At 57.9% G+C, this 17,244-nt stretch carries 16 protein-coding genes, 1 rRNA gene and 1 riboswitch; of the genes, 9 read left to right on the plus strand and 8 right to left on the minus strand.

The window, feature by feature from the left end; genetic code table 11:
* Nucleotides 1-18: 18 nt before the first annotated feature.
* Nucleotides 19-1,560: ribosomal RNA gene (locus tag C2E16_RS19275) — 16S ribosomal RNA — on the minus strand.
* Nucleotides 1,561-2,136: 576 nt separating this feature from the next.
* On the opposite strand from C2E16_RS19275, the gene purH reads away from it, so the two are divergent.
* Nucleotides 2,137-3,726: a bifunctional phosphoribosylaminoimidazolecarboxamide formyltransferase/IMP cyclohydrolase gene (purH, locus tag C2E16_RS19285; RefSeq protein WP_038629808.1), complete on the plus strand. Its 1,590-nt coding sequence runs from the start codon at nucleotides 2,137-2,139 to the stop codon at nucleotides 3,724-3,726.
* 18 nt (nucleotides 3,727-3,744) lie between these two features.
* Nucleotides 3,745-5,025 carry a phosphoribosylamine--glycine ligase gene (gene purD / locus C2E16_RS19290; protein WP_038629807.1) on the plus strand — a complete coding sequence of 427 codons (1,281 nt, stop codon included), beginning with the start codon at nucleotides 3,745-3,747 and terminating at the stop codon, nucleotides 5,023-5,025.
* 54 nt (nucleotides 5,026-5,079) lie between these two features.
* Here the strand turns inward: purD and C2E16_RS19295 are convergent, their stop codons facing one another.
* The 6 genes from C2E16_RS19295 to nudC form a co-directional block, all read right to left on the minus strand.
* On the minus strand, nucleotides 5,080-5,724 hold the full coding sequence (locus C2E16_RS19295; RefSeq protein WP_084970602.1) for a DUF1481 domain-containing protein: 645 nt from the start codon (nucleotides 5,722-5,724) through the stop codon (nucleotides 5,080-5,082).
* 84 nt (nucleotides 5,725-5,808) lie between these two features.
* Nucleotides 5,809-6,081, minus strand: coding sequence for a nucleoid-associated protein HU-alpha (gene hupA, locus C2E16_RS19300; protein WP_038629805.1), 273 nt, complete (start codon nucleotides 6,079-6,081; stop codon nucleotides 5,809-5,811).
* A gap of 188 nt (nucleotides 6,082-6,269) precedes the next feature.
* Entirely contained in the window at nucleotides 6,270-6,860 is a 591-nt protein-coding gene (locus tag C2E16_RS19305; RefSeq protein ID WP_038629804.1) for a YjaG family protein, read from the minus strand.
* Between the two features lie 62 nt (nucleotides 6,861-6,922).
* Complete coding sequence (gene nfi / locus C2E16_RS19310) at nucleotides 6,923-7,588, minus strand: deoxyribonuclease V (RefSeq protein ID WP_038629803.1); 666 nt, start codon at nucleotides 7,586-7,588, stop codon at nucleotides 6,923-6,925.
* Between the two features lie 2 nt (nucleotides 7,589-7,590).
* Entirely contained in the window at nucleotides 7,591-8,658 is a 1,068-nt protein-coding gene (gene hemE, locus C2E16_RS19315; protein ID WP_084970603.1) for a uroporphyrinogen decarboxylase, read from the minus strand.
* 104 nt (nucleotides 8,659-8,762) lie between these two features.
* Nucleotides 8,763-9,542: an NAD(+) diphosphatase gene (nudC, locus tag C2E16_RS19320; protein ID WP_084970601.1), complete on the minus strand. Its 780-nt coding sequence runs from the start codon at nucleotides 9,540-9,542 to the stop codon at nucleotides 8,763-8,765.
* A 140-nt stretch (nucleotides 9,543-9,682) separates the two neighbouring features.
* Between nudC and C2E16_RS19325 the strand changes: the two genes are divergently transcribed.
* The 7 genes from C2E16_RS19325 (at nucleotide 9,683) to thiH (ending at nucleotide 15,907) form a co-directional block, all read left to right on the plus strand.
* Nucleotides 9,683-10,189: an Rsd/AlgQ family anti-sigma factor gene (locus C2E16_RS19325; protein ID WP_038629801.1), complete on the plus strand. Its 507-nt coding sequence runs from the start codon at nucleotides 9,683-9,685 to the stop codon at nucleotides 10,187-10,189.
* Between the two features lie 129 nt (nucleotides 10,190-10,318).
* Nucleotides 10,319-10,418, plus strand: a riboswitch (TPP riboswitch).
* Nucleotides 10,419-10,502: 84 nt separating this feature from the next.
* Nucleotides 10,503-12,425 carry a phosphomethylpyrimidine synthase ThiC gene (gene thiC / locus C2E16_RS19330; RefSeq protein WP_084970600.1) on the plus strand — a complete coding sequence of 641 codons (1,923 nt, stop codon included), beginning with the start codon at nucleotides 10,503-10,505 and terminating at the stop codon, nucleotides 12,423-12,425.
* Nucleotides 12,422-13,063: a thiamine phosphate synthase gene (gene thiE / locus C2E16_RS19335; RefSeq protein ID WP_038629799.1), complete on the plus strand. Its 642-nt coding sequence runs from the start codon at nucleotides 12,422-12,424 to the stop codon at nucleotides 13,061-13,063. The genes thiC and thiE overlap by 4 nt, the downstream gene beginning before the upstream one ends.
* Nucleotides 13,056-13,805, plus strand: a complete 750-nt coding sequence (locus tag C2E16_RS19340) for a HesA/MoeB/ThiF family protein (protein WP_038629798.1) — start codon at nucleotides 13,056-13,058, stop codon at nucleotides 13,803-13,805. The genes thiE and C2E16_RS19340 overlap by 8 nt, the downstream gene beginning before the upstream one ends.
* Entirely contained in the window at nucleotides 13,802-14,002 is a 201-nt protein-coding gene (thiS, locus tag C2E16_RS19345; protein WP_038629797.1) for a sulfur carrier protein ThiS, read from the plus strand. Before C2E16_RS19340 ends, thiS begins: the two co-directional genes overlap by 4 nt.
* 1 nt (nucleotide 14,003) lies before the next feature.
* A complete protein-coding gene (locus C2E16_RS19350; protein ID WP_084970599.1) occupies nucleotides 14,004-14,783 on the plus strand; it encodes a thiazole synthase in 780 nt (259 codons plus the stop codon).
* Nucleotides 14,780-15,907, plus strand: a complete 1,128-nt coding sequence (gene thiH, locus C2E16_RS19355) for a 2-iminoacetate synthase ThiH (RefSeq protein ID WP_104951610.1) — start codon at nucleotides 14,780-14,782, stop codon at nucleotides 15,905-15,907. The genes C2E16_RS19350 and thiH overlap by 4 nt, the downstream gene beginning before the upstream one ends.
* 187 nt (nucleotides 15,908-16,094) lie before the next feature.
* Here the strand turns inward: thiH and C2E16_RS19360 are convergent, their stop codons facing one another.
* Nucleotides 16,095-17,168 carry a DUF1176 domain-containing protein gene (locus tag C2E16_RS19360; protein WP_052134000.1) on the minus strand — a complete coding sequence of 358 codons (1,074 nt, stop codon included), beginning with the start codon at nucleotides 17,166-17,168 and terminating at the stop codon, nucleotides 16,095-16,097.
* Nucleotides 17,169-17,244 lie beyond the last annotated feature (76 nt).

Genomic DNA, 17,244 nt, shown 5'->3' on the forward strand with positions numbered 1-17,244 from the left:
GGGAAGGTATCAGCTTGGTAAGGAGGTGATCCAACCGCAGGTTCCCCTACGGTTACCTTGTTACGACTTCACCCCAGTCATGAATCACAAAGTGGTAAGCGCCCTCCCGAAGGTTAAGCTACCTACTTCTTTTGCAACCCACTCCCATGGTGTGACGGGCGGTGTGTACAAGGCCCGGGAACGTATTCACCGTGGCATTCTGATCCACGATTACTAGCGATTCCGACTTCATGGAGTCGAGTTGCAGACTCCAATCCGGACTACGACGCACTTTATGAGGTCCGCTTGCTCTCGCGAGGTCGCTTCTCTTTGTATGCGCCATTGTAGCACGTGTGTAGCCCTGGTCGTAAGGGCCATGATGACTTGACGTCATCCCCACCTTCCTCCGGTTTATCACCGGCAGTCTCCTTTGAGTTCCCGCCATCACGCGCTGGCAACAAAGGATAAGGGTTGCGCTCGTTGCGGGACTTAACCCAACATTTCACAACACGAGCTGACGACAGCCATGCAGCACCTGTCTCACGGTTCCCGAAGGCACTAGGGCATCTCTGCCGAATTCCGTGGATGTCAAGACCAGGTAAGGTTCTTCGCGTTGCATCGAATTAAACCACATGCTCCACCGCTTGTGCGGGCCCCCGTCAATTCATTTGAGTTTTAACCTTGCGGCCGTACTCCCCAGGCGGTCGACTTAACGCGTTAGCTCCGGAAGCCACTTCTCAAGGAAACAGCCTCCAAGTCGACATCGTTTACGGCGTGGACTACCAGGGTATCTAATCCTGTTTGCTCCCCACGCTTTCGCACCTGAGCGTCAGTCTTCGTCCAGGGGGCCGCCTTCGCCACCGGTATTCCTCCAGATCTCTACGCATTTCACCGCTACACCTGGAATTCTACCCCCTCTACGAGACTCAAGCCTGCCAGTTTCAAATGCAGTTCCCAGGTTAAGCCCGGGGATTTCACATCTGACTTAACAGACCGCCTGCGTGCGCTTTACGCCCAGTAATTCCGATTAACGCTTGCACCCTCCGTATTACCGCGGCTGCTGGCACGGAGTTAGCCGGTGCTTCTTCTGCGGGTAACGTCAATGACGGCGCGTATTAAGCACCATCCCTTCCTCCCCGCTGAAAGTACTTTACAACCCGAAGGCCTTCTTCATACACGCGGCATGGCTGCATCAGGCTTGCGCCCATTGTGCAATATTCCCCACTGCTGCCTCCCGTAGGAGTCTGGACCGTGTCTCAGTTCCAGTGTGGCTGGTCATCCTCTCAGACCAGCTAGGGATCGTCGCCTAGGTGAGCCGTTACCCCACCTACTAGCTAATCCCATCTGGGTTCATCCGATGGTGTGAGGCCCGAAGGTCCCCCACTTTGGTCTTGCGACGTTATGCGGTATTAGCCACCGTTTCCAGTGGTTATCCCCCTCCATCGGGCAGATCCCCAGACATTACTCACCCGTCCGCCACTCGTCAGCAAAGCAGCAAGCTGCTTCCTGTTACCGTTCGACTTGCATGTGTTAGGCCTGCCGCCAGCGTTCAATCTGAGCCATGATCAAACTCTTCAATTAAAGTCTGATGCTCAAAGAAAAACGTCGTAATGAATTACGTGTTCACTCTGAGACTTGATACTGCAAATGTGTTTTGCGATATCCGTCCTGTGAGTGCCCACACAGATTGTCTGATAAATTGTTAAAGAGCGGTGCGACCGGCGCTTCGTGCCGTTGTCGCGAGGTGGCGTATATTACGCTTTCCTCTTTCAGAGTCAACCCTTTTTCAGAAGTTTTTCTCCGGCGATTCAGGCTTCGCTGAACCGCTCAACACCGCGTGGCGTAAGCCGTTGTGCCGTGTCGATGGAGGCGCATTATAGGGAGTTCTCGCGGCGCTGCAACCGCTAAATCGCGATAAATTGACTGTTTGCTGCAATCCTCAGCAAAAGCGGGGTTTATACCCAGTTATCCACAGAATTACCCACATACCGCTCTCATTTTAATTTAGTCGAGCATCGCGCAAACGTTTTCGCTACAATGCCAGCCGACGTTAATGCGCGCCCCTGATGGGGCGTTACCTGAAGTTTATCGCCGTACAGGCTTAAACTTGATGTAACGCTCTTTACTTGCGAACCAAAGCCAAGGGATAAAACCACCATGCAACAACGTCGTCCTGTACGCCGCGCTCTGCTCAGCGTGTCTGATAAAGCCGGTATCGTCGAATTCGCTCAGGCTCTTTCCAGCCGGGGCGTCGAGCTGCTCTCTACTGGCGGCACCGCTCGCCTGCTGGCTGATGCCGGCCTGCCGGTAACAGAGGTCTCTGACTATACCGGTTTCCCGGAAATGATGGATGGACGCGTTAAAACTCTGCATCCGAAAGTTCATGGCGGCATTCTGGGCCGTCGCGGCCAGGACGATGCGATCATGAATGAGCATCAGATCTCCCCTATCGATATGGTCGTCGTTAACCTTTATCCCTTTGCCCAGACTGTCGCGCGCGAAGGCTGCTCGCTGGAAGACGCCGTAGAGAATATCGATATCGGCGGACCGACCATGGTGCGCTCCGCGGCCAAGAACCATAAAGATGTCGCGATCGTTGTAAAGAGTAGCGACTACCAGGCGATCGTGGCCGAGCTGGACGCCAACGAAAATTCTTTGACGCTGGAAACCCGCTTCGACCTGGCGATCAAGGCGTTTGAACATACCGCCGCTTACGACAGCATGATCGCTAACTACTTCGGCAGCCTGGTGCCCGCCTATCACGGCGAGACCAATGCCCCGTCCGGGCGCTTCCCGCGTACGCTGAACCTGAACTTTATTAAAAAGCAGGATATGCGCTACGGCGAGAACAGCCATCAGCAGGCCGCTTTCTATATAGAAGAAGAGATTAAAGAAGCTTCCGTCGCCACCGCACAGCAGCTGCAGGGCAAAGCGCTCTCCTACAACAACATCGCCGATACCGACGCCGCGCTGGAGTGCGTGAAGGAATTCAATGAGCCTGCCTGCGTGATCGTTAAGCATGCCAATCCCTGCGGCGTCGCCGTAGGCGATTCGTTGCTGGACGCCTACGAGCGCGCTTATAAAACCGATCCAACCTCTGCATTCGGCGGCATTATCGCCTTTAACCGCGAACTGGACGAAGCCACTGCGCAGGCGATTATTAGCCGCCAGTTCGTTGAGGTGATCATCGCGCCTTCCGCCAGTGAAGCGGCGTTGAAAGTGACGGCGGCGAAGCAGAATGTGCGCGTCCTGACCTGCGGCGCCTGGCAGCAGCGCGTGGCGGGGCTGGACTTTAAACGCGTTAATGGCGGCCTGCTGGTGCAGGATCGCGATTTGGGCATGGTGGAAAGCCACCAGCTGCGCGTGGTCAGCAAGCGTCAACCGACCGAGCAGGAACTGCGTGACGCCCTCTTCTGCTGGAAGGTGGCGAAGTTTGTGAAATCCAACGCTATCGTTTACGCCCGCGACAATATGACTATCGGCATCGGCGCCGGTCAGATGAGCCGCGTTTACTCCGCAAAAATCGCTGGCATTAAAGCGGGCGACGAAGGACTGGAAGTAAAAGGCTCCGCGATGGCGTCTGATGCGTTCTTCCCGTTCCGCGACGGCATTGACGCCGCAGCGGCCGTTGGCGTGAGCTGCGTGATTCAGCCGGGCGGCTCTATCCGCGACGATGAGGTAATTGCCGCCGCCGATGAACACGGCATCGCAATGATCTTTACCGATATGCGTCACTTCCGCCATTAATCGCTTTGGGAGAAACAGATGAATATTTTAATTATTGGTAACGGCGGGCGCGAACATGCGCTGGCGTGGAAAGCGGCCCAGTCTCCGCTGGCGGAACGCGTCTTCGTCGCCCCAGGCAACGCAGGCACCGCGCTGGAGCCAGCGCTGCAAAATATCGACATCGCCGCGACTGATATTCCGGCCCTGCTCGATTTCGCGCAGAAAGAAAATATCGGCCTGACTATCGTCGGCCCCGAAGCGCCGCTGGTCAAAGGCGTCGTGGATGCGTTCCGCAAAGCGGGCCTGAAAATCTTCGGTCCGACTAAGGCCGCCGCGCAGCTGGAAGGCTCTAAGGCGTTCACCAAAGATTTCCTGGCGCGTCATAAAATCCCGACGGCTGAATATCAAAACTTTACCGACGTCGAGCTGGCGCTGCAGTATGTGCATGCCAAAGGCGCGCCGATCGTCATTAAAGCAGACGGCCTGGCGGCGGGCAAAGGCGTTATCGTCGCCATGACGCTGGAGGAAGCGGAAGCGGCGGTGCGCGATATGCTGGCTGGCAATGCGTTTGGCGACGCCGGACACCGCATCGTCGTGGAAGAGTTCCTGGACGGCGAAGAGGCGAGCTTTATCGTCATGGTGGACGGCGAGCATGTGCTGCCGATGGCCACCAGCCAGGATCATAAGCGCGTGGGCGACGGCGACACCGGCCCGAATACCGGCGGTATGGGCGCCTACTCGCCAGCGCCGGTCGTGACGGCAGAGATCCACCAGCGCGTGATGGACGAGGTAATCTGGCCGACGGTGCGCGGCATGGCGGCCGAAGGCAACGTCTATACCGGCTTCCTGTACGCCGGACTGATGATTGGTCAGGACGGCCAGCCGAAAGTCATTGAATTCAACTGCCGCTTCGGCGACCCGGAAACGCAACCGATCATGATGCGCCTGCAGTCGGATCTGGTTGAGATGTGTCTGGCGGCCTGCGAAGGCAAGCTGGATAATGCGGAGTCGCGCTGGGACGATCGTCCGGCGTTGGGCGTGGTGCTGGCCGCCGGCGGCTATCCGGGCGACTATCGCATCGGCGATGCGATTCACGGTCTGCCGCTGGAAGCGCTGCCGGACGGCAAAGTATTCCATGCCGGAACGAAGCTTGAAGATGATTTAGTACTCACCCATGGCGGCCGCGTACTGTGCGTAACGGCGCTGGGGAAAGATATCGCTGAAGCGCAGCGTCGCGCCTATGAGCTGGCGTCGCCCATTTCATGGGAAGGCAGTTTCTGCCGCCGCGATATCGGCTATCGCGCCATCAACCGTAAGTAATCAATTGCGGTCCTGCCCTGCTGGCGGGGCCGCTTCTTTCTCTGTGCCGTCCGTTTAAAAATCCGCTTCCTGCGGCTCCCACTGACAGTCATCTTCCGTTGATACCTGTATCAGCTGCGTCCCCGCTGGCGCTTCCAGCCACGCAACGCTCAGCTTCACATCCGCCTGATGCGGCCAGAACCGAATGCGCTGCCATTCGCTCTCATCCAGCGCTGGCTTTACCGTCTCGCCCTGACAGGTTCGCACGCTATCGTCGCCCTGCCAGCGCCCCTGCTTCAGCAGCACGCGTCCGGCCAGTAGCGCATCGCTGATTTTCAGCATCCGCTGGGCGTCGAATTTATACAGTTCTATCGTTTGTTCGCTTACCGCTTCGCGCCGGTCGGCCAACTGACGCTGCATAAAGCTCAGCCCGCCGTCGCGGTCGAAACGCAGCGTTACGTCATCCGGCTTAGCGCCGCTGAGATGACGTTCAATGCTGACCAGGTTTTCATCCTGCCAGCTGTAGCGCGTAAACACCGACGCGCCCTCCTGGAACGGCGTAAACACCGTCAGCATATGTACGCTGTGATCTTCGGTCTTACGCCAGATGCGCACCGCGCCGCGATCGGCCAGATAGCCGCTGGCGGTAAAAGCGGGCAACGTCGGCTGCGAGCTGCATCCTGCCAGCAGCAACGTCAGAAGTGCCAATAGCCGCTTCATGATGCTCCGTTATGATAACGACGACACAAAAACAAAAGGGCGACAATAATTGCCGCCCTCGTTAAACCTTTCACTGCAACGCGATTACTTAACGGCGTCTTTCAGTGCTTTACCAGAAACGAATGCCGGTACGTTTGCAGCAGCAATTTTGATTTCTTTGCCAGTCTGCGGGTTGCGGCCAGTGCGCTCAGCACGGTGGTTAACTTTAAAAGTACCAAAACCAACCAGTTGTACAGCATCACCATCTTTCAGAGACTCGGTAATTGCAGCCAGGGTGGATTCCAGCGCAGCTTTAGCCTGGGACTTGGAGAGATCCGCTTTCTCTGCAATTACATCAATCAGTTGAGTCTTGTTCATAAGTTATCCTTACAGTGTATTTATCGCTTGCTAAGCATCGAGTGCGAGGGAATTGCCAGATTCTGACACTCTTCAGCCTGCACGCACCGATAGCCACATTTTTCAGCCCCCCAAATGTAGACCAGACAGGGGGCGGATGTGAAGCCTTTAGGCGCGACAATTCAGGCGTGAAGTCACGTTTTATCGCCTTATTGCTCTATTTTTATACCGATGTTGCTTGTCGCGGCTTCCCGCAGGTCAGAACGTAATCCTTTTATCAATTCCAGGTCCCGTTCTTCACAGGCCGCCAGCAGGCGAAAAATCTCCCACTGGAGGTCCCATTCTTCTTCTATCGCCGGCAGTTCGCCCAACTCCTCGTCGGTCATTTCCCGACCAGCCTGAGTCATTTCCAGCATTGCCACGGTGGTGATCGACGCCTTGCTGACTTCGATAGCATGCTCCAGCGTTTCCCCGCTCAGACGCGAATGCAACAGCTCGCTTAAAGCGACGCAGGCGTCGATCGCCGGATAAACGCCATAGACGTCGAAATCGTCTGCCAGCGGGATCGCCTCTTCCAGCTTTTCCAGCTGGGAGTCGAAGTTGATTTTCGCGTCTTTGACCGTCAGGGATTCCCAAATCAGATCGAGAATGCGGCGGTAGCGCTGCGCATCGGCGAAGCCGGTCTGTTGGCAAAACGCCCAGTAGTTGGGATAGAGGCGTTCGCACAGACAGGCCATAAAGGTCACATGCTGCCAGCTTTCCAGCTTTTCGAGGCGCAGGTGGATAGGGTTACGTAACATGATAAGGTCTCTTCAGCATCATTCTGGCGGCAGTGTAACGCAAAAGGACCCTTGCGGCACGGCTAACCCTTCTGCCAGCGCAGAAAGGCGCTGCGCTCTGAGGCGACGGCGTCCGCCCAGCGCGTCGGTTCCGGCAAACGGTAGCCCGCCATGCACTTTTGCACCCACTCTAAGGCGGTATCGATGCTGACGCGATGGCCGGTAGAGACGAACAGCGGATTACAGCGTTTTTTGCTGCGCCAGACCCAGCCGATCTTTTCACCTTTGTCCATCAGCGGCTGCTGCGAACCCGGCTCGTCGTCCAGCGGCTCGAAACGGCCGCACAGACGGCGCTTCGCCACGCCGATGGTCGGCACATCCACCAGCATGCCGAAGTGGCTGGCGACGCCGAGCCGACGCGGATGCGAAATGCCGTGGCCGTCGACGAAAAGCAGGTCAGGTTTTTGCTCCAGCATCTCCCAGGCCGCCAGCAGCGCCGGATATTCGCGGAAGGAGAGGAAGCCGGGGATATAAGGCATGATGGTGGCGATGCGCGCCACCTTATATTCGATAAGCTTCAGCGAAGGATATTCCAGAATGACCATGGCGGCGCGCGTCACCTCGCCGTCCTGCTCGAATCCTACGTCCGCGCCGCCAATCAGGCGCGGCGGCATCACATCGAAATCATCATGGCGCACCACTTCCGCGGCGCGCTGCAACTGTTCGGCTCGTAATGCCTGTATATCCATGTCTACTCCTTGTGATAAGGACATGACAGCCGATGCACCGCCTCCACAAACGCGCCTGCGTGCTCAGGCGGCACATCCTGATGGATGCCATGTCCTAAATTAAATACGTGTCCGTTACCCTGGCCGAAACCTGCCAGAATAGTCGCCACTTCCTGCTCGATACGCGCAGGCGATGCATAAAGCATAGACGGATCCATATTGCCCTGCAGCGCGACTTTATCGCCCACGCGACGGCGCGCATCGGCAATATCAGTGGTCCAGTCCAGGCCCAGCGCATCGCAGCCGGTCGCCGCCATCGCTTCCAGCCACTGACCGCCGCCTTTGGTAAACAGCGTAACCGGCACGCGGCGCCCGTCATGTTCGCGGATCAGGCCGTCAACGATCTTATGCATATACTGTAACGAGAAGTCGTGATAATCGCGTCCGGTCAGCACGCCGCCCCAGGTGTCGAATATCATGACCGACTGCGCGCCAGCGCGAATTTGCGCATTGAGATAGAGCGTGACGCTGTCGGCCAGCTTATCCAGCATCGCGTGCAGGGTTTCCGGCTCGGCGTACATCATTTTTTTGATTTTGGTGAAAGCCTTGCTGCTGCCGCCTTCAACCATATAGGTACCGAGCGTCCACGGGCTGCCGGAGAAGCCGATCAGCGGCACTGCGCCCTGTAAGTTTTTGCGGATGGTGCGCACCGCGTTCATCACGTAGCCCAGCTCCTGCTCAGGATCGGGAATCGGCAGCTTGTCGACGTCGGCACGACAGGTAATCGGCGAGGCGAAGCGCGGGCCTTCGCCCGCCTCGAACCACAGCCCCAGCCCCATCGCATCGGGAATAGTCAAAATATCAGAGAAGAGAATCGCCGCATCCAGAGGATAGCGACGCAGCGGCTGCAGCGTGACTTCGCAGGCCAGCTCGGCGTTTTTGCACAGCGACATAAAATCGCCTGCCTGCGCGCGCGTGGCTTTATATTCCGGCAAATAGCGTCCAGCCTGACGCATCATCCATACCGGCGTCACATCTACCGGCTGGCGTAACAGGGCACGCAGGTAACGATCGTTCTTCAATTCGCTCATCATAAGGCTCTCTCAAATACAGGCGCCTAGTGTAGCAGTTATTGCCGCCGGTTAAGCAAGTTTGCCGCCTCAGGCGCATCTATCCAGCCCTGCGAACGTCGCCGTTACGGTTGCTCATCCGCCGCGCGACAGAGCGCCACGGTATCCTCTATCAGACGACGCGCTACGGTGCCGGCGGGCGGAAGCTGCGGCAGGGCGTCGTAGCGAAACCAGTTGGCGTCGATCAGCTCTTTATTGTCGATTTGCAGCTCTCCCTCATCATATTCTGCCATAAAGGCCATCATCAGCGAATGAGGAAAAGGCCAGGGCTGCGAGGTTACATAGCGCAGGTTTTTTACCCGCACGTTGCTCTCCTCCATCACTTCGCGCGCCACCGCTTGCTCCAACGTTTCGCCAACTTCGACAAATCCCGCCAGCACGGTATAGATGCTGTTGCGATGCCGGGCATGCTGGGCCAGCAGAATTTTATCGTCGCGGCGGATAGCAACGATGATGCACGGGGCGATTTGCGGGTAATAGCGCTGACGGCAATGGCCGCACAGGCAGGCGTTTTCGCTATTGCTCAGATGCATTTCATGGCCGCAGTAGCCGCAGTAGCGGTGCGAGCGAATAAATTCCGCCAGCTGGACGCCGCGTCCGGCCAGCTGAAACAGTCCGCTGTCCAGATCGATGATTTGTCGAATCGATCCCATATTTTCGCTGCGATTTTCGCGGATCAACCAGACCGGCTCGCCGCGCCATTCGCCGATTATGGCGCCGCGCGACCCCGCCAGATCCCATGTTTCTGCCGTACCGAACGGTAATTCACCATTCGGCAACCAAATTTTCTGTTCGTGGCTGACAACCCACCAGCCAGCGTCTACGCTTGTAATCACACGTTCCATAGAAAAGTTATCCTTTGCTTCAGCACGCCTTTTGTGACTGGGGCCGTAAATATTCTTAAAACTGGAACAGATACGGGACACAGCCTCTGTACTGATGTTAAGTATAAGTAGCGGTAAGACTATAACCCACGGAGACAAACATGCTTAACCAGTTAGACGTTCTGACCGAGCGCGTAGGTGGCAGTAATGAACTGGTAGATTTTTGGCTAAATGCGCGCAGGCAACTGTTGGTTGCTTATTATCAGGTAGTAGGCATCAAGCCGAATAAGGAATCACTCACTGCGCTTGATGAGAAAGCTCTTGATGATTTTTGTCAGAACCTGGTGGACTATCTTTCTACCGGACATTTTAGCGTCTATGAACGTATCATCGAAGAGATGACTGGCGACAGCCCGTTACTGGCGGCGGCACAAATTTACCCCGGCCTGCAGGCTAATACCGAAACCATCATGCAACTGTATGATACCCATCTTGAAGCGGCTATCGATCACGATAACTGTCTGGAATTCCAGCAGGCCCTTTCGGAAGTCGGTGAAGCGCTGGAAGCGCGCTTTACGCTGGAAGATAAGCTGATCCAGCTGGCGTTCGACCATAATCTCGCCGCTCTGGCGGCTGCAAACGATCAGGCAATGGCACGTCCGGCCTGATGGTTATCAGTTTGTTATAAACCCTTGTAGTTTCTTAAACGCCCCTTTATGCTGAAGGGGCTTTTTTATGACCTCGCCACGGCGTTAAGCGTGACGGGTCCAGGCTGTCAGCCCTGCTGACGCCTGATTTTCATCTTGTCGGAGTGCCTTTTAGGCTGAGACCGTTTATTCGGGATCCGCGGAACCTGATCAGGTTAGTACCTGCGAAGGGAACAAGAGTACAGATCTTTTCACGCCGTCAATCCGTACTGGCCGCGTGTCGTTACTCCTTCCGAGCTCCGGACAAGCAACGTTCCTTTTTCTGGAGATTGCTATGTCTGCTAAACCCAACCGTCGTGAACAGCGCGCTCAGGCGCAACAGTTTATTTCCTCATTGCAGGGTACCGCTTTTCCCAACTCTAAACGTATCTGGATTGCGGGTAGTCGTCCCGATATTCGCGTGCCGATGCGCGAGATCCAGCTCAGCCCTACCCTGATCGGCGGCGATAAAAACGATCCGATTTATGAAGCCAATGAACCGGTGCCGGTTTACGATACCGCCGGCCCGTATGGCGATCCCGAGGCGCAAATCGATGTTCATCAGGGCCTGCCGCGTCTGCGCAGCGCCTGGATCGAACAGCGCGGCGACAGCGAACTGACGCAGCTCAGCTCCAGTTACAGCCAACAACGCCTGAAGGATGAAGGGCTCGATCATCTGCGCTTCGATAATCTGCCGCGCCCGCGCCGCGCGATGGCGGGACGTCGGGTTACGCAGCTTCACTATGCGCGTCAGGGGATCGTGACGCCGGAGATGGAGTTCATCGCCCTGCGGGAAAATATGGGTCGCGAGCGCATTCGTAGCGAAGTACTGCGCCAGCAGCACCCTGGCCACAGCTTCGGCGCGCACCCGCCGGAAAACATTACGCCGGAGTTTGTACGCCAGGAGGTGGCAGCCGGCCGCGCGATTATCCCCGCCAACATTAATCATCCAGAAGCGGAGCCGATGATTATCGGCCGCAATTTCCTGGTGAAGGTCAACGCCAATATCGGCAACTCGGCCGTCAGCTCCTCTATCGAAGAAGAGGTCGAAAAGCTGGTCTGGGCGACCCGTTGGGGCGCCGATACGGTGATGGACCTCTCCACCGGCCGCTATATTCATGAAACGCGCGAATGGATCCTGCGCAACAGTCCGGTGCCGATCGGTACCGTGCCGATCTATCAGGCGCTGGAAAAAGTGAACGGCGTTGCTGAAAACCTCACCTGGGAGCTGTTCCGCGATACGCTGCTGGAGCAGGCGGAACAGGGCGTGGACTACTTCACGATTCACGCCGGCGTTCTGCTGCGCTATGTGCCGATGACGGCGAAACGTCTGACTGGCATCGTCTCGCGCGGCGGCTCGATCATGGCGAAATGGTGTCTGTCCCATCATCAGGAAAGTTTCCTGTATCAGCATTTCCGTGAAATCTGTGAAATTTGCGCCGCCTATGACGTCTCTCTGTCACTGGGCGACGGACTGCGTCCCGGCTCTATTCAGGACGCCAATGACGAAGCGCAGTTCGCCGAGCTGCATACGCTGGGCGAACTGACCAAAATCGCCTGGGAATATGACGTACAGGTCATGATTGAAGGCCCCGGCCACGTGCCGATGCAGATGATCCGCCGCAATATGACCGAACAGCTGGAGCACTGCCACGAAGCGCCGTTCTATACGCTCGGCCCGCTGACCACCGATATCGCGCCCGGCTACGATCATTTCACCTCCGGCATCGGCGCGGCGATGATTGGCTGGTTCGGCTGCGCGATGCTCTGCTACGTCACGCCAAAAGAGCATCTCGGCCTGCCGAATAAAGAAGATGTTCGCCAGGGACTGATCACCTACAAAATCGCGGCGCACGCGGCAGATCTGGCCAAGGGACACCCTGGCGCGCAGATCCGCGATAACGCCATGTCGAAAGCGCGCTTTGAATTCCGCTGGGAGGATCAGTTCAATCTGGCGCTCGATCCGCATACCGCGCGCGCCTATCACGATGAAACGCTGCCGCAGGAGTCGGGGAAAGTGGCGCACTTTTGCTCAATGTGCGGTCCGAAGTTCTGCTCAATGAAAATTACGCAGGAGGTGCGCGACTATGCCGCCAAACAGGAAGCGCAGGCGCAACCTGTTGAAGTCGGCATGGCGCAAATGTCACAGGCATTTCGTCAGCGCGGCGGCGAGCTTTATCATCCTGCGGACGCCCTGACGCCGGAGGGAAAAGCATGAGTCAGCCTTTTCCATCTTGCCCCGCCAGGCTTGGGCTTTATGCGGTGGTCGACAGCGTGGAATGGATAGAGCGTCTGCTAACCGCGGGGGTGCGCACTCTACAGCTGCGCATTAAGGATCGTCCGGCAGAGGAAGTAGAACCCGCTATCCAGCAGGCGATTGCGCTGGGCCATGCTTACCAGGCGCGTCTGTTTATCAATGACTACTGGCAGTTGGCGATTAAGCATCACGCTTACGGTGTGCACCTGGGCCAGGAAGATCTGGACGTCGCCGATCTGGAGGCGATTCGCCACGCCGGGCTGCGTCTCGGCCTTTCAACGCACGACGATCGGGAAATTGACCGGGCGCTCGCCTTTCAGCCCTCTTATATCGCGCTGGGCCATATCTTTCCTACGCAAACCAAAGCGATGCCTTCTGCGCCGCAGGGACTGGAGCAGCTAACGCGCCACGTTGCGCGACTGGGCACAATGCCGACCGTCGCCATCGGCGGCATCAGCATTGAACGCGCTCCGGCGGTGCTGGCCTGCGGCGTGGGCAGCATCGCGGTGGTCAGCGCCATTACTCAGGCCGACGACTGGCGCGCCGCTACCGAGACGCTGCTGGCGTTAGCTGGCGCAGGAGAAGATGACGATGCTTAACGATCAGGATTTTCTGCGCTACAGCCGTCAGCTGCTGCTGGAGGAGTTCGGCGTGGAAGGTCAGCAGAAGCTGCATCAGGCCAGCGTGCTGATTGTCGGACTCGGCGGCCTGGGCGCGCCCGCGGCGCTCTGGCTGGCAGCAGCGGGCGTCGGCAAGCTGTTGCTGGCCGATGACGATACGCTGCATGTCAGCAACCTGCAGCGCCAAATCCTTTATCGCAGCGCGGACTGCGGGCAGGCGAAAGCGCCGCTGGCGCAGCGGCAGTTGCAGGCGCTGAATCCGCAGGTCGAAGCGATTGTTCTGCAACAGCGCATGGATGAGGCGCAGTTGCGCGAATGGGTGCCGCAGGCGGATCTGGTGCTTGACTGCAGCGACAACATGGCGACGCGTCAGGCGATTAACGCTGCCTGCGTCGCTGCGGATATCCCCCTAATCAGCGGCAGCGCCGTCGGCTTTAGCGGGCAGCTGCTGGTGATCTCGCCGCCCTGGCAAAAAGGCTGCTACCGCTGTCTCTGGCCAGATAACAGCGAACCACAGCGCAACTGCCGCACCGCTGGCGTGCTGGGTCCGGTGGTGGGCACCATCGGCACGCTGCAGGCGCTTGAAGCGCTGAAAATGCTGGCGGGGCAGACTTCCGCGCTGGATGGACAGCTGCGTCTGTTCGATGGGCGTCAGCAAACCTGGCGCACCTTCAGCCTGACGCCGGATGCGCACTGTCCGGTATGCGGAGGCGCCCGATGAGGATTGTAGTAAACGATGAAACCTTGATGCTGGAAACGCCATTAACGCTCGACAGGCTGCTGGAGAAGCTCGGCTGCCATCAGCCCGGCACCGCGCTGGCAGTTAATCAGCAGATCGTTCCCCGCGCCAGCTGGCCGGACTATGCGTTACGGGATGACGATGAGGTGGTGATTTTTCAGGCGATAGCCGGAGGCTGAGATGCTACAGATAGCGGACAAACAATTTTCTTCACGACTCTTTACCGGCACCGGAAAATTCGCCACCCCGGCGCTGATGCTGGAGGCGATTCGCGCATCCGGTTCGCAGCTGGTCACCATGGCGATGAAGCGGCTTGATTTACGCGGCGGCAACGACAATATTCTGGCGCCGTTGCAGGCGTCAGGCGTACAGCTGTTGCCGAACACGTCCGGCGCCAGGACCGCCGAGGAGGCGATCTTCGCCTCGCGTCTGGCGCGCGAAGCGCTGGGCACCCACTGGCTGAAGCTGGAGATTCACCCGGACGCGCGTTATTTGCTGCCGGACGCTATCGAGACCCTGAAGGCGGCGCAGCAGCTGGTGAAAGAAGGCTTTACCGTTCTGCCCTACTGCGGCGCCGATCCGGTATTGTGCAAGCGTCTGGAGGAGGCGGGCTGCGCTGCGGTAATGCCGCTCGGCGCACCGATTGGCAGCAATCAGGGACTGAAAACCCGCGATCTGCTGGCGATTATTATTGAGCAGGCAAAGGTGCCGGTGGTAATCGACGCCGGTATCGGTGCGCCCAGCCACGCCAGCGAAGCGCTGGAAATGGGCGCGGACGCGGTGCTGGTCAATACGGCGATAGCCGTTGCGCGCGATCCGGTAGAGATGGCGCGGGCATTCCGACTTGCGGTTGAGGCAGGACGCCTGGCATGGCGCAGCGGACTCGGTGCCAGCCAGATTCAGGCCGCGCCTTCCAGCCCGCTTACCGCCTTCCTTAGCCAGCCGGAGGAAACCAGATGAAAGATTTTACCGAGCGCTGGCGGCAGCTCGACTGGGAAGATATCCGCCTGCGCATCCACAGCAAAACCGCAGCGGACGTGCAGCAGGCGCTAAATAAGTCACGCCTGAATCGGGAAGACTTAATGGCGTTGCTCTCCCCCGCCGCCGCCGACTTTCTTGAACCGCTGGCGCAAAAGGCGCAGCGCCTGACGCGTCAGCGTTTCGGCAATACCGTCAGCTTCTATGTCCCGCTTTACCTTTCCAACCTGTGCGCCAACGACTGCACCTACTGCGGCTTCTCCATGAGCAACCGTATTAAGCGCAAGACGCTGAACGCAGAGGAGATCGAACGGGAGTGCCTGGCGATCCGCAAAATGGGATTCGATCATTTGCTTCTGGTCACCGGCGAGCATCAGACAAAGGTGGGCATCGATTACTTCCACCAGCATATTCCGGCAATCCGTAAGCATTTCAGTTCGCTGATGATGGAGGTACAGCCCTTATCGGAAGCCGAGTATGTCGGGCTGAAACAGATCGGGTTGGATGGTGTGCTGGTTTATCAGGAGACCTATCATCCAAGGGTTTATCAGCAGCACCATCTGAAAGGCAATAAACAGGATTTCTTTTTTCGTCTGGAGACGCCGGATCGTCTCGGCCGCGCCGGGATCGACAAGATCGGCCTCGGCGCGCTGATCGGCCTGTCCGACAGCTGGCGCACCGACTGCTTTATGCTGGCGGAACATCTGCTGTGGCTACAGCAGATGTGGTGGCAAAGCCGCTATTCGATCTCTTTTCCACGGCTGCGTCCCTGCGCTGGCGGCATCGAACCGGCATCACTGATGAGCGAAGCGCAGCTGGTACAGACAATTTGCGCCTTTCGCCTGTTTGCGCCTGAGGTGGAGCTTTCCCTGTCGACGCGCGAATCACCGAACTTCCGCGATCGGGTCGTGCCGCTGGCTATTAACAGCGTCAGCGCGTTTTCCAAAACGCAGCCGGGCGGCTATGCCGATCCGCAACCGGAGCTTGAACAATTTTCGCCAGACGACCATCGTACGCCGCAGGAAGTGGCCGCTGCGCTCACACAGGCAGGCTTGCAGCCGGTATGGAAAGACTGGGATAGCTGGCTGGGACGCGTCTCGCAGTAGCCGGCAACGGACCGGCGCTAATGCCGTTTATACGGAAGCCGTCACGCAACCCGATAAAGGCGCGCTGTGTTTAATGCGCCGCCTGACATACGCTGGCTTCGTCAGGCAATCCGCACCGATCGGGGCTGGCCCTGCATTGCGCCAGCCCTGCTTTTCAGCCGCTGCTTACGCGCAGCGATAAATTACGTTACCGGCCGATGGGACTATCTGTATAGCCTGGCGTCGCCCAGACCGAAGGCCAGTCACCCGGTTCGCCGCCATCGCAGCCTGGCTGGCTGTTATAGCTTATCAGGTGGAAAAGCTGGCCGTCGTAGCGCCAGGTAGCGCTTTCGCCGCAGTCTGCGATGCCTCGCCCGCGCGCCGCATGAAACAGCTGGCCGCTGTGCGGATCGTAGCTCGCCTCGGTAAACCAACTGATACTGTTGGGTTTGCCCTCGTCATCTTTTAGCGGCAACGGCAGGATCAGCTGCTCCGCCTTTGCCGGCGCCGCGCGCGGCGTGACAAACAGCACGCTGGAGGATTGGTAGGCGCCCATGCCGCAGTTAATCATTACCAGCGCATGCTGCGCATCCAGAGGCTGCGCCTCGCTGCGGGCGACGTCCTCATCGTCTGGCTCGCACTCTTCCTGTTTTAATACCTGCTGCTGGCTGGCGATAACATTTTTAACCAGCGTCTGGGCATTATTCAGCGGCACAACCGGCGGCACGGAAAGCGCAGGCGCGGCAGAGGGACGCGGCGGAACGCTGGCGGCAGGCGCTTCACCGGTTTTAAACAGCGCCGTTTGGTTATTCAGGCGCCCCTGTCGTTCATCAACAAACAGCAGGGCCGCATTCAACCCGTTCAATGAACCCGTTACGTCATCGCCGGGCGTTAAAGAAATAGTCATGGCGTTTTTCGCCGCCGCGATTAAGGCCTGGATATCGCTCAGGCTGTCGCTGTGCGCATTGGCGTAATCATTGTTTGCATCCGCGTTCGACAGCGCGATCGCATGGTCCCAGCGTTTACCGTCCAGCCAGATGCCTTCGGCTTTATCCGCATCGAAGCTCATAATATCCAGCGACGCCGTGCCATTCGGCCCCGCCTGATGACGAATAACGATACGCATATTCTCATCGGCGTTGCGAATGTCGCAGTCGTTAAGGTTATTGCAGGTGACCTGCCATTCCCTGAACAGGCGCTGCACCGGCTCATCAGCCCTCGCCGCGACGCTTTGAAAAAGCGTTATGCCCGCCACTAACAGGCTTATGGTGAAGAGATTCATGCCTGGCTTCCTTTACTGTGCTGAAAAGGGATATAAAAAAACCCTGCCGAAGCAGGGTTTATATTTTACAGCATGC

Origin of the sequence: Mixta calida (assembly GCF_002953215.1) — a bacterium.
Taxonomy (GTDB): domain Bacteria; phylum Pseudomonadota; class Gammaproteobacteria; order Enterobacterales; family Enterobacteriaceae; genus Mixta; species Mixta calida.

Coding starts and splice junctions, on each gene's coding strand:
- purH (WP_038629808.1), top strand. CDS start 2,137: ATGCAACAACGTCGTCCTGTACGCCGCGCTCTGCTCAGCGTGTCTGAT.
- purD (WP_038629807.1), top strand. CDS start 3,745: ATGAATATTTTAATTATTGGTAACGGCGGGCGCGAACATGCGCTGGCG.
- C2E16_RS19295 (WP_084970602.1), bottom strand. CDS start 5,724: ATGAAGCGGCTATTGGCACTTCTGACGTTGCTGCTGGCAGGATGCAGC.
- hupA (WP_038629805.1), bottom strand. CDS start 6,081: ATGAACAAGACTCAACTGATTGATGTAATTGCAGAGAAAGCGGATCTC.
- C2E16_RS19305 (WP_038629804.1), bottom strand. CDS start 6,860: ATGTTACGTAACCCTATCCACCTGCGCCTCGAAAAGCTGGAAAGCTGG.
- nfi (WP_038629803.1), bottom strand. CDS start 7,588: ATGGATATACAGGCATTACGAGCCGAACAGTTGCAGCGCGCCGCGGAA.
- hemE (WP_084970603.1), bottom strand. CDS start 8,658: ATGAGCGAATTGAAGAACGATCGTTACCTGCGTGCCCTGTTACGCCAG.
- nudC (WP_084970601.1), bottom strand. CDS start 9,542: ATGGAACGTGTGATTACAAGCGTAGACGCTGGCTGGTGGGTTGTCAGC.
- C2E16_RS19325 (WP_038629801.1), top strand. CDS start 9,683: ATGCTTAACCAGTTAGACGTTCTGACCGAGCGCGTAGGTGGCAGTAAT.
- thiC (WP_084970600.1), top strand. CDS start 10,503: ATGTCTGCTAAACCCAACCGTCGTGAACAGCGCGCTCAGGCGCAACAG.
- thiE (WP_038629799.1), top strand. CDS start 12,422: ATGAGTCAGCCTTTTCCATCTTGCCCCGCCAGGCTTGGGCTTTATGCG.
- C2E16_RS19340 (WP_038629798.1), top strand. CDS start 13,056: ATGCTTAACGATCAGGATTTTCTGCGCTACAGCCGTCAGCTGCTGCTG.
- thiS (WP_038629797.1), top strand. CDS start 13,802: ATGAGGATTGTAGTAAACGATGAAACCTTGATGCTGGAAACGCCATTA.
- C2E16_RS19350 (WP_084970599.1), top strand. CDS start 14,004: ATGCTACAGATAGCGGACAAACAATTTTCTTCACGACTCTTTACCGGC.
- thiH (WP_104951610.1), top strand. CDS start 14,780: ATGAAAGATTTTACCGAGCGCTGGCGGCAGCTCGACTGGGAAGATATC.
- C2E16_RS19360 (WP_052134000.1), bottom strand. CDS start 17,168: ATGAATCTCTTCACCATAAGCCTGTTAGTGGCGGGCATAACGCTTTTT.